Source organism: Kitasatospora sp. NPDC050463 (assembly GCF_040655255.1).
Lineage (GTDB): Bacteria > Actinomycetota > Actinomycetes > Streptomycetales > Streptomycetaceae > Kitasatospora.
This window is the reverse complement of the sequence record NZ_JBFAJO010000122.1, coordinates 1-14,622: the sequence shown is the minus strand read 5'-3', so window position 1 is coordinate 14,622 and position 14,622 is coordinate 1. Positions and strand designations below refer to the sequence as shown.

General features: G+C 70.3%; 13 protein-coding genes and 2 pseudogenes. 10 read left to right on the top strand and 5 right to left on the bottom strand.

Annotation, left to right across the window (positions count from 1 at the left end):
* Window positions 1-648 (top strand): LysR substrate-binding domain-containing protein (locus AB0J08_RS38780; protein ID WP_360643949.1); only part of this gene is annotated, 648 nt, incomplete at its 5' end.
* Between the two features lie 218 nt (window positions 649-866).
* Here AB0J08_RS38780 and AB0J08_RS38775 read toward each other — a convergent pair.
* Together AB0J08_RS38775 and AB0J08_RS38770 are read right to left on the bottom strand one after the other, a co-directional pair.
* Complete coding sequence (locus AB0J08_RS38775) at window positions 867-1,985, bottom strand: acyl-CoA desaturase (protein WP_360643946.1); 1,119 nt, start codon at window positions 1,983-1,985, stop codon at window positions 867-869.
* Between the two features lie 7 nt (window positions 1,986-1,992).
* Complete coding sequence (locus AB0J08_RS38770; protein WP_360643943.1) at window positions 1,993-3,048, bottom strand: ferredoxin reductase; 1,056 nt, start codon at window positions 3,046-3,048, stop codon at window positions 1,993-1,995.
* An 88-nt stretch (window positions 3,049-3,136) separates the two neighbouring features.
* Here AB0J08_RS38770 and AB0J08_RS38765 point away from each other — a divergent pair, with 88 nt between their 5' ends.
* The 3 genes from AB0J08_RS38765 (at window position 3,137) to AB0J08_RS38755 (ending at window position 6,148) form a co-directional block, all read left to right on the top strand.
* Entirely contained in the window at window positions 3,137-4,276 is a 1,140-nt protein-coding gene (locus AB0J08_RS38765; protein ID WP_360643940.1) for a helix-turn-helix domain-containing protein, read from the top strand.
* 1,147 nt (window positions 4,277-5,423) lie between these two features.
* The gene (locus AB0J08_RS38760) at window positions 5,424-5,726 is read left to right on the top strand and encodes a restriction endonuclease fold toxin-2 domain-containing protein (RefSeq protein WP_360643937.1); all 303 of its coding nucleotides are present in this window, start codon (window positions 5,424-5,426) and stop codon (window positions 5,724-5,726) included.
* 41 nt (window positions 5,727-5,767) lie between these two features.
* Complete coding sequence (locus AB0J08_RS38755) at window positions 5,768-6,148, top strand: hypothetical protein (RefSeq protein WP_360643934.1); 381 nt, start codon at window positions 5,768-5,770, stop codon at window positions 6,146-6,148.
* A 320-nt stretch (window positions 6,149-6,468) separates the two neighbouring features.
* Here the strand turns inward: AB0J08_RS38755 and AB0J08_RS38750 are convergent, their stop codons facing one another.
* On the bottom strand, window positions 6,469-7,209 hold the full coding sequence (locus tag AB0J08_RS38750; RefSeq protein ID WP_360643931.1) for a DUF4232 domain-containing protein: 741 nt from the start codon (window positions 7,207-7,209) through the stop codon (window positions 6,469-6,471).
* A 478-nt stretch (window positions 7,210-7,687) separates the two neighbouring features.
* Here AB0J08_RS38750 and AB0J08_RS38745 point away from each other — a divergent pair, with 478 nt between their 5' ends.
* The 5 genes and pseudogenes from AB0J08_RS38745 (at window position 7,688) to AB0J08_RS38725 (ending at window position 11,187) form a co-directional block, all read left to right on the top strand.
* Complete coding sequence (locus tag AB0J08_RS38745) at window positions 7,688-8,329, top strand: hypothetical protein (RefSeq protein WP_360643928.1); 642 nt, start codon at window positions 7,688-7,690, stop codon at window positions 8,327-8,329.
* Between the two features lie 391 nt (window positions 8,330-8,720).
* Entirely contained in the window at window positions 8,721-9,044 is a 324-nt protein-coding gene (locus AB0J08_RS38740) for an ATP-binding protein (protein ID WP_360643925.1), read from the top strand.
* 36 nt (window positions 9,045-9,080) lie between these two features.
* Window positions 9,081-9,560, top strand: a complete 480-nt coding sequence (locus AB0J08_RS38735; RefSeq protein ID WP_360643954.1) for a winged helix-turn-helix domain-containing protein — start codon at window positions 9,081-9,083, stop codon at window positions 9,558-9,560.
* Between the two features lie 50 nt (window positions 9,561-9,610).
* A pseudogene (locus AB0J08_RS38730) lies at window positions 9,611-9,877 on the top strand (IS630 family transposase); the annotation flags it as partial.
* Between the two features lie 221 nt (window positions 9,878-10,098).
* A complete protein-coding gene (locus AB0J08_RS38725; RefSeq protein ID WP_360643922.1) occupies window positions 10,099-11,187 on the top strand; it encodes an IS110 family transposase in 1,089 nt (362 codons plus the stop codon).
* Here AB0J08_RS38725 and AB0J08_RS38720 read toward each other — a convergent pair.
* Both AB0J08_RS38720 and AB0J08_RS38715 read right to left on the bottom strand, forming a co-directional pair.
* A complete protein-coding gene (locus AB0J08_RS38720; RefSeq protein ID WP_360643951.1) occupies window positions 11,111-12,355 on the bottom strand; it encodes an IS701 family transposase in 1,245 nt (414 codons plus the stop codon). The two genes, AB0J08_RS38725 and AB0J08_RS38720, sit on opposite strands and share 77 nt — an antisense overlap.
* A 157-nt stretch (window positions 12,356-12,512) precedes the next feature.
* Window positions 12,513-14,054 (bottom strand): alpha-N-arabinofuranosidase, encoded by a 1,542-nt coding sequence (locus AB0J08_RS38715; RefSeq protein WP_360643919.1) that lies wholly within the window; start codon window positions 14,052-14,054, stop codon window positions 12,513-12,515.
* Between the two features lie 445 nt (window positions 14,055-14,499).
* Here AB0J08_RS38715 and AB0J08_RS38710 point away from each other — a divergent pair.
* A pseudogene (locus tag AB0J08_RS38710) lies at window positions 14,500-14,622 on the top strand (IS630 family transposase); the annotation flags it as partial.

The following is a 14,622-nucleotide window of genomic DNA, read 5'->3' as shown; positions in this document are numbered from 1 at the left end:
TTGCAGGCCGCCGAACAGGCCCGAGCCGCCGTTGACCTGACCAAAGGAGAGCTCCGGGGAGAGATCACGATCGGCGTCATGCAGGGTCTGTACACAGGCCTCGCCCAGGCGCTGGCCGCCTTCCGTCACCACCACCCGCAGGTGACGGTCAGGCTTCGCCAGGCGCCGGCGGACGACCTCCTGCGGGCACTGCGCGACGGCACCACGGATGCGGCCATCGTGGCGCTGACCCGTCCCCAGCAGCGAGGCCTGACCGTACGAGTGCTGAAGGAGGAGGAGATGGTCCTGATCACGGCGCCGAGCCGCGCGATGGAACCCGAGCGGCCGGTCACCCTCGCCGAGGTGGCCGCCCTGCCCCTGGTGGACTTCCCCGTGGGCTGGGCGATCCGGCACTCGCTCGACCGTGCCTTTCGTACGGCCCTCGTCGACCGCACCGCCACCTTCGAGGTCAACGACGTTCTGAGCGCCACCGACCTGGTCCGCCAGGACCTGGGCGTGTGCGTCATGCCGGAATCCCTGGCCGCCCGCTTTCCGGACCTGACGGCACGCCGGTTCGCCCAGAACGCACCGACCTGGAAGGTGACGGTGGTGCATCCCCGCGGGCAGGTGTCCGCGGCCGTCACCGCTCTGCTGCGCCACCTCACGTAGGCGGCGGCGTGGCCGCACAGCGGGCGGGCACCAGGGGGGCGGGCGAGAAGGGCGGCGAGCGGGGCGATCATCGGAGCGCGGACCGTGCAGCGGCCGAAGGACCTGCTCGACGTCGCCGCGCCGACCGTGGACGACGTGACCCTCGACCGGGATGATGAGACCGGGCCGGCCGGGGCCCACCCGTACGACCCCAGCGCCTCCCTCCCCGCGATCCGGAATCAGGCCGCGACGAGCTCCTGCTCGTGGTCCGGCGTCGTGACCTTGGCCTTCTTGTTCGGCAGCGAGAGCCGGAAGACCTTGCGCCACGCGGAGAACACCTGCTTGGGCAGCGGCCCGGTGACGTACTCCAGCTCGTACTTCTCGAACAGCGCGCGCACCTTCACCGCGACCTCGGCGTACCGGTTGCTCGGCAGGTCCGGGAAGAGGTGGTGCTCGATCTGGTGCGACAGGTTGCCGGTCATGAAGTGCATGGCCCTGCTGCCGCTGATGTTCGCCGAGCCCATCATCTGGCGCAGGTACCACTGGCCGCGCGTCTCGCCCTTGATCGACCGGCGTTCGAAGACCTGGACGCCCTCGGGGAAGTGCCCGCACATGATCACCGAGTGGGTCCAGATGTTGCGGACCAGGTTCGCGGTGAACGTGGCGGCGAGCGTGGTGAGGAACGAGGGGCCCGACAGCAGCGGGTGGATCACGTAGTCCTTGAGGACCTGCCTGCGGATCTTGCGGCCCACGGCCCTGGCCCGCGCGCGGAACTCCGGGCTCTTGCGGCGGCGCTTGCTCAGGTTCTTGCCGAGCTCCAGGTCGTAGGCTGCGATGCCGTACTCGAAGAAGCAGGCGTTGATGAAGTTCCACAGCGGCTGGCCGAGGTGGAACGGGTGCCACTTCTGGTCCTCGTCGACGCGCATGATGCCGTAGCCGAGGTCGTTGTCCTTGCCGATCACGTTGGTGTACGTGTGGTGCAGCTCGTTGTGCGAGTGCTTCCACTGCTCGGACGGCGAGACGTGATCCCACTCCCAGGTGGTGGAGTGGATCTTCGGGTCCCGCATCCAGTCCCACTGGCCGTGCAGGACGTTGTGGCCGATCTCCATGTTGTCCATGATCTTCGCCACGGACAGGCCGGCGGTGCCGATCAGCCACGCGGGCGGGAAGATCGAGAACAGCAGCACGCCTCTGCTGGCCAGCTCGAGCTTGCGCTGCGCCGAGATGACCTTACGGATGTAGGCGGCGTCCTTCTCGCCGCGGTCGGCGATCACCTCGTCGCGGATCGCGTCCAGCTCGCGGCCGAGTTCCTTGATCTGCTCCGCGCTCAGGTGGGCGGTGGGGTCGATGGCGGTCACGGTGCTCCTACCGTTCGATGTCGCAGGGTCCCGCCGCGGCGGACACGCAGGTCTGGATGAGGACGCCCGGCTCGGCCTCGGTGATCTCGCCGGTCCGCAGGTCGCGGACGGCGCCCGTCTTGAGCGGCGTGACGCAGCCGAAGCAGATGCCCATGCGGCACCCGGAGGGCATGAGGACGCCGGCCTCCTCGCCGACGTCCAGCAACGGCGTGGCGCCGTCCGCGTCGACGGTCTTGCCGGTGACGCTGAACGTGACCTCGCCGCCGTCGCCGGCGACGACGATGCGGGGGCGGAAGCGTTCGGTGTGCAGGCGCTCGTGGACGCCGTGCCCGGTCCAGTGCTCCTCCACGGCGTCGAGCAGGCCAGCGGGCCCGCAGGCCCAGGTCTCGCGCTCGGCCCAGTCGGGCACGAGTTCGTCGAGACGGGTGATGTCGAGCCTGCCGTCGGTGTCGGTGTGCACCTCGGTGAGACGCAGTTTCCCGTCCGCGACCAGCGCGTGCAGTTCGTCGCGGAAGAGCACGTCTCGCGGCTGCGGCGCGCAGTGGATCATGACGGTGTCGTCGAACCCGGTGTCGCGCAGCATGCCCATCACGGGCGTGATGCCGCTGCCGGCCGTCAGGTAGAGCACCTTGGCGGGCTTGGCCGGCGGCGTCACGAAGTCACCGGTCGCCTGGTCGAGCTGGATCAGCGTGCCCGGGGCCGCCCTGTGGACCAGGTGGTTGCTGACCTTGCCGTCCGGGATCGCCTTCACGGTGATCGTGAGGCGGCCGTCTTCGCGGTCGGTCGGCGAGGTGATGGAGTAGGCACGCCACAGGCGCACCCCGTCGACGTCGACCCCGATCCGCACGTACTGACCGGGCGTGTGGCCGCGCCAGCCCCGTCCCGGCCTGATCACGATGGTCGCGGCGTCACCCGTCTCGGGGTGCACGGCCTCGATGCGCCCACGCAGATCGGCGCCCGCCCGCAGCGGGCTGACCAGGTCGAGGTAGTCCGACGGCAGCAGCGGCGTCGTGACCATCTCCAGTAGTTTCCACGCCCTGCTGCGCAGGGCTGCACTCGTCATGACTCCAGCTTGCTGCGCCTCAGGGCGTAAAGTCCTGACCGTAGGACGTGAATCTGGTCGGCTGAATTGTTCGTAGGGAACAAAAGACGTGAGCCATGCATTTCGGAGGGCCAGCGAGCTGGTCCTGGATGAGACGACGGTCACCGCGCTTCGGGCCGCGCTGACGGCCACCGCCGACGAGGTCGTCGAGGCGATCATCGACGAGGTCCCTCCCTACGCCAACGCCCTTTCGGGCCGCATGGGCGCCACCATCCGCCGAGCCGTCCGCACCGCCCTGGGGCACTATCTGGACCTCGCGAGCGGGCACGCCACGGGCGGCGACGCGGGTGACGCGGCCTACGAGCTGGGCCGCGGCGAGGTGCGCGACGGCCGTTCGATGGACGCGCTGCTCAGCGCCTACCGCGTCGGCGCCCGCGTGGCCTGGCGCTGCCTGGCCGCAGGTGCCGTACCCGCGGGTCTGCCCGCCGCCGAGGTCGCCAAGTTCGCCGAGCTGACCTTCGCCTACATCGACGAACTCTCTGCCGCGAGCGCCGCGGGCCACGCCGACGAACTGGCCGCCCGAGGCAGGGCCCACGAGCGCCACCTGGAACACCTGGCCCGCGACGTCCTGGCCGGCGCGAGCCCGGACGTGCTGCTGACCTCCGCTCAACGGGCCGGATGGCAGCCCCCGGTCTCGCTGACCGCGGTCCTGCTGCCCGCCGCCCAGGCCCGGCCCGCCTACCGCGCGCTCGCCCCGAACACTCTCGTCCTCGACGATCTACCGGACGCCACCGGTGTGCTGCTCGTCCCCGACGCCGACCGATCACACCTCCTGCGGCAGCTGACCGACCGCGACGCCGTGGTCGGCCCGGCCCGGCCATGGACTCGTGCCCACGCCTCGTACGCACGAGCCGCACGCGCGCGCTCCCTCTCCTCCGACATCCGCGACACCGAGGACCACCTGCCCGAGCTGGTACTGAGCGCCGACGCGGACGCGTTCGCGGACCTGCGTGCCCGAGCCCTCTCCCCGTTGCGCACCGTGCCCGTCGCGACCGCACAGCGACTGGAGGAGACACTGCGGGCGTGGCTGCTGCACCAGGGCAGGCGGGACGAGGTGGCGGCGGCGTTGTTCGTCCATCCCCAGACGGTCCGGTACCGGATGTCGCAGCTGCGGGAGCTGTTTCCGGATCTCACATCGCCACACCGGGTCCTCGAACTGACCCTGGCGGTGGGTCTTCGGGCCAGCTGACGGAACCCCTCGGCATCCCCCGGCGGCACGCTGCTCCGGACCGGAGACCGCGGCGCCGGCGCAGCACCGGCCCCGAGGCGCCGGGACGCGACCCGGCCGTCCAGCCCTGGGATCAGTTCGTGCGGCGCGTGTCGCCCGGCCGCGCCCGAGCGCTCTGACGGGCTGACACCAAGACCAGCACCGTCGACCTCGTCCAGGCCGCCGGCCGAGCACTGCGCCAGACCGGGCGACGGAAAGATCTCCACCCTCGTCATCCCCACCCACCTCGCCCCGGGCGAGGCATGGAGAAGCCACCAGGAGAACACCCCGGCACCTCCTCTACGAGGCCCTGACCGCCCTCAGCCGCTACGACGAGGCGGCTGGCGGGGGGAGCGCCGGTCCACCGGCGCGCGAGGCACTCCGCCGGCTGACGGAGCGCGGCGAAGGTGCCAGTGACGGCCCCGACGGTAAGCAGCCGGGCCGGGTTCGGACCAAGGGGCCGCCGCTGAACAGTGTCACGAACGCGGCCCACCAGCTCGGTGTGGCGTGCGAGTCCTACGCCCAGCAGGTCGAGGACCACCGCGACACCTTGGAGAACCTGGCCACCCGCGGGTCTCGTCGCCGGCGCGGGAATCGTGCTGACGGTGTTCACCTTCGGCATCTCGGATGCGGCGGCCGCCGGCGGGGAGGCCGCGATCGCGGCCGAGGCCGGCGCGGCGGCCGTCGCGATGACCGCGGCCATCGAGGGAAGCGGCGAACTCGCGGTCCTGGCCGAGGCCGCGGCCGTCGTCGACGCCGCGGTGGCGAGCATCATCCCGGTCGGCGCCGCCGTCACCGTCACAGCCGTCGCGGGCACGGTCCTGGTACGTGCCGGCACGGCCACCGCGGCCGCCGCCCCGAAGCCGCCGCTATACACGGTCACACCGGGTACGCCACCGATGCCCCACGATCCGGCAAGGCCCCTTCCCCGTCCTGCCGCTGCCTCAGCAGGCCTCTCGCCAGGCCTGGATGGCGCAGCTGGCGGCCGACGGAAGGACCTCTCAGCTGTCCGGTCCCAGGGGGAACATCAGGATCGACAGGCGACGGGCCTACCAGCTGCGCGTCGCCGGTTCGACGGAGTACCGGTTCTACACCGGTCACCGACCCCAGGGACGGCCGGGAGCTGGGCATGGACGCCGACGGCGTACGGTTCGAGGGCGGTGCCGCGGTCGACGCCAAGTACATCGGCCAGAACAGCAGGTGTAGGTCGCCGTTGCGTCTGGACAATGCCGATGGGGTGTTCGAGTTCGCGTACGAGAACACCATGCAGGGGGAGGAGAAGAAGCTGAACAAGTACTCCTCGGCGTTCAATGATCCCCGGAACAAGGTCAACCATCTGGAACTGATCACCAACGACTCGAAGGCGTCCGCCTACTTCGAGGTGCTGATGGCGGTGGACAGTGTCACCGGACGTGTCCGGGTGGTTCCCTAACCTGGATTCGCCTCAGGTCACCGACGGAAACGAGAGCATCTGTGGGATCCGACTTCTATGTCAGTTCCGACCGCGAACAGGTCGGGCCCTGGCCGTTCACGCGCGAGCGGCTGGAGGAGTCCGTCACCCGGAACTGGCCGGGAGCGTCGGTGGGTGAGATCTTCGAGGGGCACCTGGAGATCCAGGTGGAGGTGGAGCCCGGGCAGTTCACCGAGCTGTTCTTCAACCTGACACACCATGTGTTCTCCTTCGCCGACAGAGGGTCCCTGTCGGCGCCGCTGACCGTCATCTACACGGTGCTTCGCGAGCTGGCCCCCACCGTGCCCGTCGTGTGGTGGATCGACTATGACGTCACCCCGGCGCCGCTGGACCTGGGCGCAGACCTGAGCACGTTCACCAGCAGCTTCGGCAACCAGCAGTAGCTGCGCGCCGACGTCCGACTGCGGCGATGTCCGGTAGGAACGGACAGCCCATCGGCTGAGTCTGGTCGGCATCGCGATCATGGACGAGGGGCGGTGATCGGCGAGCGGGTGCCCGTTCGACGATCACCGCAGGGCAAAGTTGAGGTGTTCCCACCCTGCGGTGAGCCGAGCCGGCACGAGGGTGACCAGGTCGCTGTGCCGGCGTCACGGCGGTGGGACGGAGCTGTCCGCCTCGTACGTCGCTGACTGGCAGGCGGCCGTCGCGCTGTGGGAGCCAGTGCCTGTCTCGGCGCTGGTCGGCCCGCGAGCGGTGGGCCGGCCTAGAATTCGTCGGCGCCGTTGCGCAGCTCGGGCGTCCAGTAGCCGGTGGCCCAGGCGGCGGGGTTGACGGCGATGCCGCCGTTGCCGGGTGCTTTGACGGTGGCCGGCCCGCTGCCGCCGGCGAGGGTGACGGAGAACGCGGTCACGGGCTCGTTGTTCTCGTGGACGCCGCCGTTGGAGAGCCTGACGACGGCGTAGGCGGGGGCGCCGGCGGTGAGGACGACGGGGGCGGCGGGCTTGCTCTTGGCGACGGCGGGCACGTTCTCGCGGTGGCTTTCGAGGAACCGGATCTGCGGGTACTCGTTGAGCCGGCAGCTGTGGCCCGAGGTGTTCTTCGCGGTCAGGACGAGGTGGGTGTAGGGCGGGCGGTCCTGGAGGGCGGCGCTGATGGCGATGTCCTTGACGGTGCAGAGCGGCGCGGACGCGGACGCCGGGTCGGCGGGTGTCTGCGTGGCACCGGCCGGCCGCGGGGTGGGGGAGTCCTTCCCGGTGCCGGCGCCCGGGGCGGCGTCGGTGCTCTTCCCGGCCCCCGCGCCGGGCGCGCTGCTCGCGCCCTGCCCGCTGGCGGTGGTCGGCGTGGCGTCGGTGGCGCCGGGCGCGGTCTGCGCGGTCGCGGGCGTCTGTGCCGTGCCGGCGGCCTTGGTGTCCGTTCCGTCCGGGCCGCAGGCGGTGAGGACGAGGGCGAGCGCGGCGGTGCCGGGCGCGGCCAGGACGGTGGTGCGGCTGCGGTGAATACGCATTGGGAAATCCCCCGGTGTCAGTCGTGCGGCGCGGAACCCGGTCTGCCGGGCCTGGCAAGACCTTGGCCCGGGAACCGTCCCAGCGGCCACCTCCGATGGCTGATCCGGGACGCCGGAACGTTCTACGACCTCTGACCTGCGATAACACGCCGTCCTGGAACGATGGATCGGGACGGCCGCGGCTCTGGAACGCACGCCCACCTGAACGGGCGGTCCCGGGCGCGGCGTATCGGACACCGGGACGCCGCTGCCGAGGAAGGTCGGCGCCGTCGGGAGGCCGACCGCCGTTTCCTTCACCTGCGGGACGTTACCCACCGGTCCGGCCAGGCCATCCACAAGCTGCCGACCTGGCGTGGCCCGGTCGCAGCCGTCAGCGGGCGGACACTCGGAAGGCCGACGAAGGCTGACAGTGCTGGCCGTCACGGGCGTATCCCGAGGGTGACTTCCCTTTACGGCCACCAACCGGGATGCTTCGCCCGTGATGTTCCCCATATCCCGCCGCCTGGCCCGGCGGCTGCTCGCCGTACTGCTCGCCCCGCTGGTCATCCTCGCGCTACAGGACGGTGATCCCGCCGCCCTTCTCGGGATTCTGCTCGGCATCGGGCTCGGCCTGCTGCTGCCCGACATGTGGACCTTGCTGTTCCACCGGGCCGCGGGTGCCCGGCTGACCCTCGTCCGCTACGGCCGGGGCCGCAAGCTGATCTCCACCACCATCGCGGGCGTGCCCGTCGAGATCGGCCTGGTACCCACCCTTGAACTGGCGATCGTCTACGAGATCACGCCGACCCCCAGGTTGCGCCTACGCCTGTGGCTGCACTCCGCCGCACTGCTCACCGTCCAGCTCGGTCTCGGCGCGCTGCTCGCCGCACACCCGGAGGCCTTCCCCCGGTACTTGGGGATCTCCCTGCTGGTGACCACCGTCGTCTCCAACCTGCGCTACCAGGCCGGGCCGCTCGCCCCGCTGTGGGCTGCGCTGGGGCTCACGCTGCGGCACGACCTGATCGAACACCACTTGCGCGACCCCGGCCTGACGCGTGCGGATCGCCGCCTGATCCGGGGCCGGATCAGCGAGGCCCGCCGACTGCTCGACCTGGCGCCCGCGCCTGCGTGGAGACGCTGACCGCCGAGGTCACCGTCACCCGCCCCGCGAGCTCGCCGACCACCACCGCGCCTTCGCCGAGCTGGCCAAGCTGGCCGTCCACGGCGCAGCGGCCCGGGCCCTCATCACCACCGCGATCGACACCCTCGGGTGAATCACCGCAATCACCCGCAATCGCATTGAACGCGCCTGCGGCTACTCCCTACCGTCGATTCATCGCCCGCAGTGACGCACCGGACACCCGGCTCCGGGGCGAGTGAGGCCGCTGCGCCCACCTGCCCCCTGTCGGGTGGGCGCAGCCGTCACGCCGATGAGAGAGCGGAGAACCGCCGTGGCCGCGCACCGCATACCCCTGCCCACCGGTCACAGCTGCGACCCCGCCGGGGCAGGACCGGCGGGCGCGAGGTTCACGGTGACCACGGCCGTCGAGACTCCGACGGGGACCCCGGCTGCCGACCGCGCCAGGGCGCTGCTGCCATATGAGCCGCAGTCCGCTTCGGCGGCCCGGCGCCTGGTGCGCACCGTGCTGCGCCGGTGGGGGCTGGACGACCTGGTGGAGGCTGGCGAACTGGTCGTCAGCGAGCTGGCGGGCAACGCGGCGAAGACCGGCTGCGGGCGCCGGATGGAGGTCACCGTCGTGCGGATCACCGGCCGGTGCGTGCGGATCAGCGTCCGCGACGGCTCCCGCAGTATGCCCTGTCTACTCAGGTTGAACTCGCCTTGTCGGAGGTGCTGACGGACCCTGATCCCTGCGGTACGACATCGGAGTGGGATATGCGCAGGGGGCGGGTTCACTGCCCAGGAGCAACAGCGTCGGAAGCGGGTACGGCTGGAGGCCGCCGAGCGGTTCGAACGGGGTGACGGCAACAGGGTGATAGCGGCCGACCTCCGGGTCACCGTGCGGTCGGTGGAGCGGTGGCGGCAGGCCTGGCGGCAGGGCGGTTCGGCTGCCCTGGAGTCGAAGGGGCCGCAGTCGCTGCCCCGGCTCAGCGATCGGCAGTTCGGTGAGCTGGAGCGGGAGTTGGAGAAGGGTCCGCTCGCGCACGGCTGGCAGGACCAGCGGTGGACGCTGGCGCGGATCAAGACTCTGATCGGTCGGCGGTTCCACATCTCCTACACAGTCCAGGGCGTGTGGAAGCTCTTGCGGCGCCATGGCTGGTCGTGCCAGCAGCCGGTCCGCCGGGCGATCGAGCGCGACGAGGGCGCCATTGCGGTGTGGAAGAGGCAGGTGTGGCCGCAGGTAAAAGCGTAGTGGCGGCGCTCGGAGCGTGGCTGGTGTTTGAGGACGAGGCCAGGGTCTCGATGACGCCGGCGCGGGCCCGCACCTGGGGACGCCGAGGCCACACGCCCGTCGTCCGGGTGCGCGGACGCTCCCGCCGACGCGTCTCGATCGCCGCCCTGACCTGCTACAAGCCCGGTGAACGGTCCCGGCTGATCTACCGGCCCCGGCTGGACGACGGCCAGGGCAGGAACAAGGGCCGCAAGAGCTTCGCGTGGACCGACTACCGCGACCTGATCGTCGCGGCGCACAACCAGCTGGACGGCCCGATAGTCCTGATCTGGGACAACTGTGAGACTTGCGACGTGCCGCTGGGACCGGAAGCCTGACCCGTGGGACAACTGGCCGCAGGTGCCCTGTTTAGGATCTGTCGGCGTCCGGTCCCAGCGGTGCCTGCTGCCGCCGGCCCGGTGAGCGTGTCCCGATAGGGGCTTTGCCGCACAGGGCACCATCACAGTTCTGACCGCCTGCCGGACCGGCGTCGGCCACCAGCCCCAGTTCGAGGAGCCTTGTGACCGCCGCCAGCTTGTCCCAGCCCGCACTCAGCACGCAGAATGATTCGGCCCTGGCCGAGGACGTGATCCTGGGGGTCGACACCCACAAGGACATCCACGTCGCCGCCGTGATCACCACTCTGGGAGCATCCCTCGCGCACCAGGAGTTCCCGACCACTGCCGTCGGCTATCACCAACTCATCTCCTGGGCAAAGTCGTTCGGCATCGTCCGGCGCGCTGGCGTCGAGTGCACCGGCTCCTACGGAGCCGCGCTGACCCGGGCTCTGCGCCGGGAGCACATCGACGTTGTCGAGATCAATCAGCCCGACCGCGCCACCCGACGCAAGCGCGGCAAGACCGACGCCATCGACGCGGACGCTGCCGCGCGGGCTGTCCTGTCGGGACGCGCGACCACCATGCCGAAGACCGCGGACGGGCCGGCAGCGGACTTGCGCGTTCTGCGGCTGGCCAAGGAATCGGCCGTCAAGGCGCGCACTCAGGCGATGAACCAGCTCAAGGCGGTCCTCCTGGTCGTCGAGCCGGACCTGCGCGAACTCCTCACCGGCTTGACCAACCCGGCCCTGGTCGCCACCTGTGTGGCACTGGACGACGATCGAGGTGAGGCCGTCTTCACGATGCGCCTGCTCGCCCGCCGGATCCAGAATCTTGATCAGGAGATCAAGGAGGTGACCCGGCGAATGACCGCAGCTGTCCGGTCCAGCCGGTCCCAGCTCCTGGAACTCGTGGGCGTGGGCCCCGACAGTGCCGCGGTCCTCCTCACCGCCGCAGGTGACAACCCGGACAGGCTCACGGACGAGGCATCGTTCGCCGCACTGTGGGGGGTCAGCCCGGTCGAGCGGTCCTCCGGCAAGACCCAGCGACGACGACTGAACCGCGGTGGCCATCGGCAGGCCAACGCCGCCCTCTACCGCATCGTCCAGTCACGCCTGCGTTGGGATGAACGCACCCAGGCCTACCTGCAGCGACGCACCGCCGAGGGCATGTCCAGGCGCGAAATCATCCGCTGCCTCAAGCGCTACGTCGCCCGAGAGCTCTACCGGCACATCCGGCCTTCGGCGAGCACAGTGTCCTTTTCGGCGGTTTGACGAACCATAGGGGCATCTCTGCGAGTAGGGCGGTGAACAGGCGTTGGATCTCGTTGCATGTGAGCGGGGCCAGTCCGTCGGGGCTGGTTCCGTCGTCGGTCAGGGTCTGGCCTTGGCGTTCGAGGGCTGCGGTGACGGCGAGGAAGGCGTGGGCGAGCAGGACGAGGGTGACCCAGCGGTGCCAGGAGTTCCAGCGGCGGACTTGGTGCTCGTCCAGTCCGGCCAGGGTTTTTGAACTCTGGAAGGTCTCCTCCACCGTCCAGCGGCTTCCGGCAATCTTGACCAGGGTGGACAGTGGTACTGGTCGGGGTGTGTAGCAGCGGTAGTAGGCGAGTTCGCCGGTGCGGCGGTTGCGGCGGACCAGCAGGTAGTGGTGGCCCGCCAGGCCGGGTGCAGTCAGGGCGATGTGCGTCCAGTCGTACCAGCGGTGTCCTTTCGCGCCGCGTCCGGCAGACAGCTTGTGCCAGGCCCGCCGCGGGATGCGTTTGGCCAGGTGGTCGGCGCGCTGCGGTCCGGCCGCGATGGGGAGACGGTGGGTGCTGGAGATGGCCAGCACGTAGCCCATCTGCCGCTGTTCCAGGACAGCGCGCAGATGGGGGTTGTCGCCGTAGACCTCGTCGCCGGCCGCCCATGCGGCCGGAACGCCGGCGTCCAGTGCCCGCTCGATCATCTGCGCGGCGAGTTGCGGCTTGGTGGCGAAGCCGACCCCGTCGGGCACTCCGGCGCGGCGGCACCGCCCGGGGTCGGATGTCCAGGACTTGGGCAGGTACAGCGCGCGGTCGATGCCCGCGTGGCCGTGCCGGGAGGTGTAGGTGAGGTAGACCGCGACCTGGGCATTCTCGATCCGCCCGGCGGTGCCGGTGTACTGGCGCTGTACTCCGACGGTGTGGGTGCCCTTCTTCAGGTCGCCGGTCTCGTCGACCACCAGCACGGCCTGGTCATCGGCCAGGTGGTCCACCACGAACGCCCGCAGGTCGTCGCGCACCAGGTCGGCGTCCCACTTCGCCCGGCCGAGCAGGTGCTGCAGCCCGTCCGGGCTGGTGTCCCCGGCGTGCTCGGCGATCGTCCAGCAGTTCTTGCGCGGCAGGTCGGCCAGCAGTCCCAGCACCAACTGCCGTATCGGCAAACGGGGTTCCAGCCGCGTGAAACGGCCGGCGATCCGGCCCAGCAGGCCCTCGAACATTGGCTGCCAGCGGTCAGGCACAACGCTGTGGCCCGCGGCCACCGCCTCGTCTTCAGTCCACACACCTGACGATGATCAGCGGTGGCCGCAGCCGTCTCCCCACCACCCCCACACCAGCAGGATCACAGCTCCGGCAGGAGTGCTAGGCGAGCCGGATCACGTTCCAGGACAGCGGTTCGAGGACGGCGCTGAGGGTGCCGTCACCCAGGGTGGTGCCGGCGACCTGGTGCGGGGTCACGCGTTCCTGATCGGTGAGGGTGTTGCGTGCGTCGGGGTCGGCGTCCGCGAGGGCGCTGTGCTCGACGACCGACGTCAGCCCGAGGCCGTTCAGGGTGACGTGCAGGGGAAGGGATTGCGTGCGGCTGCGGTTGACGGCGAAGAGGGTGACCGAGCCGTCCTCGGCACGCACGGCGGTGGCGTGCAGCAGGTCGGCCTCGCCGTACTTCTGCGTCTCGTACGTCGGCGAGTCCACCCGCACGTCGAGGACCTGCCCGCGGCCGTACTTCGATGCCTGCGCGAAGGGGAAGAACGTCGTCTGCCGCCAGGCCGGGCCGCCCGGCTCGGTCATGATCGGGGCGATGGCGTTGACGAGCTGGGCCAGGCAGGCGACGCGCACCCGGTCCGCGTGGCGCAGCAGCGCGATCAGCAGCGAACCGACGACGACGGCGTCCAGAACGCTGTAGCTGTTCTCCAGCAGACGGGGCGCCTGCGCCCAGGCCTCCGTGCCGGAGTCGTCCGGCCCGGTCAAGTCCAAGCCGTAGCAGACGTTCCACTCGTCGAAGGACAGATTGATCTTCTTCTTCGACTTCAGCCTCGCGCCCACGTGGTCGCAGGTGGCGACGACGTTCTCGATGCAGGACTCCATGTCGACGGCGGAGGCGAGGAAGGAGTCGATGTCGCCGTCGTGGGGTTCGTAGTAGGCGTGCAGGGAGATGTAGTCGACGAGGTCGTACGTTTCCTGCAGCACCGTCGCCTCCCACTGGGCGAAGGTGGGCAGCCACTGGGCGGAGGAGCCGCAGGCGACCAGTTCCACGGACGGGTCGAGCTGGCGCATGGCGCGCGCGGTCTCGGCGGCGATGCGACCGTATTCCGCGGCGGTCTTGTGGCCGGTCTGCCAGTGGCCGTCCATCTCGTTGCCCAGGCACCACAGCCGGATGCCGAAGGGGTCCTTGTCGCCGTGCGCGCGGCGCAGGTCCGACAGGGTGGTGCCCTGCGGGTGGTTGGCGTACTCCTGGAGTTCCAGGGCCTCGGCGACGCCGCGCGTGCCGAGGTTGATCGCCATCATGGGTGCGGCCTGGGGGCCGATCTTCTTCAGGAAGGCGATGTACTCGGACAGGCCGAAGCGGTTGGTCTCGGTCGAGCGCCAGGCGAGGTCGAGGCGGTGTGGGCGCTCCTCGACCGGGCCGACGGAGTCCTCCCACTTGTAGCCGGAGACGTAGTTGCCGCCGGGGTAGCGGATCGTGGTGACGCCGAGCTCGCGGATCAGCTCCAGTACGTCGGTGCGGATGCCCGCCTCGTCGGCCGCGGGGTGGTCCGCCTCGAAGATTCCGGTGTAGACGCAGCGGCCGAGGTGTTCGATGAAGGAGCCGAAGAGGCGGGGGGCGACCTCGCCGACGGTGAAGGAGGGGTCGAGGGTGAACCGGGCCGGGCGGGTGGGAACAGGCTTGGCGGTACCGGGGCTCATGGAGGTCCTTTCCACAGAGGTGAGCGAGCGTGGCCAGCCGTTGCACGTCGTTGTGCCCGATGCTGCTCAGCGTACGGACCGCCACGGACGTGTACCCGCCGAATTCTGAATCCTGTAGGTCGAGTTGCGCGGCTCAGCGATGTGGTAGGAGGCGGGCCTCTCTCCGCCGGCCTTGGGCGAGACGTCCCGCTTCGGCGGAACCCGGAGCGGTTCACATACCGACTGCGCCGGCACCTCTGCCGACGACGCCACCAAGCCCGGGCCAGCCGCAGCCCTCACCACCAAGCCACCCTCCAGCCACGAAGATCACAACTCCGGCTGGAGTACTAGTGTCCTGCGCCGGAGATCCGTCGTTAGATCTTGCGTGAGTGATTCTTCGGATGTGCCAGTGCGTCGTCGCGGTCCTGCGTTGGAGCCGCTGCTGCTGTCCGGCGAGGAGCGGGCGATGCTGATGCGATGGGCCCGCCGGGCGACGTCCGCCCAGGCGCTCGCGTTGCGGGCTCGGATCGTGCTGGCCTGCGACGGCCCGGATGTGCCGTCAATCGTCGGTGTCGCAAGGGAGTTGGGG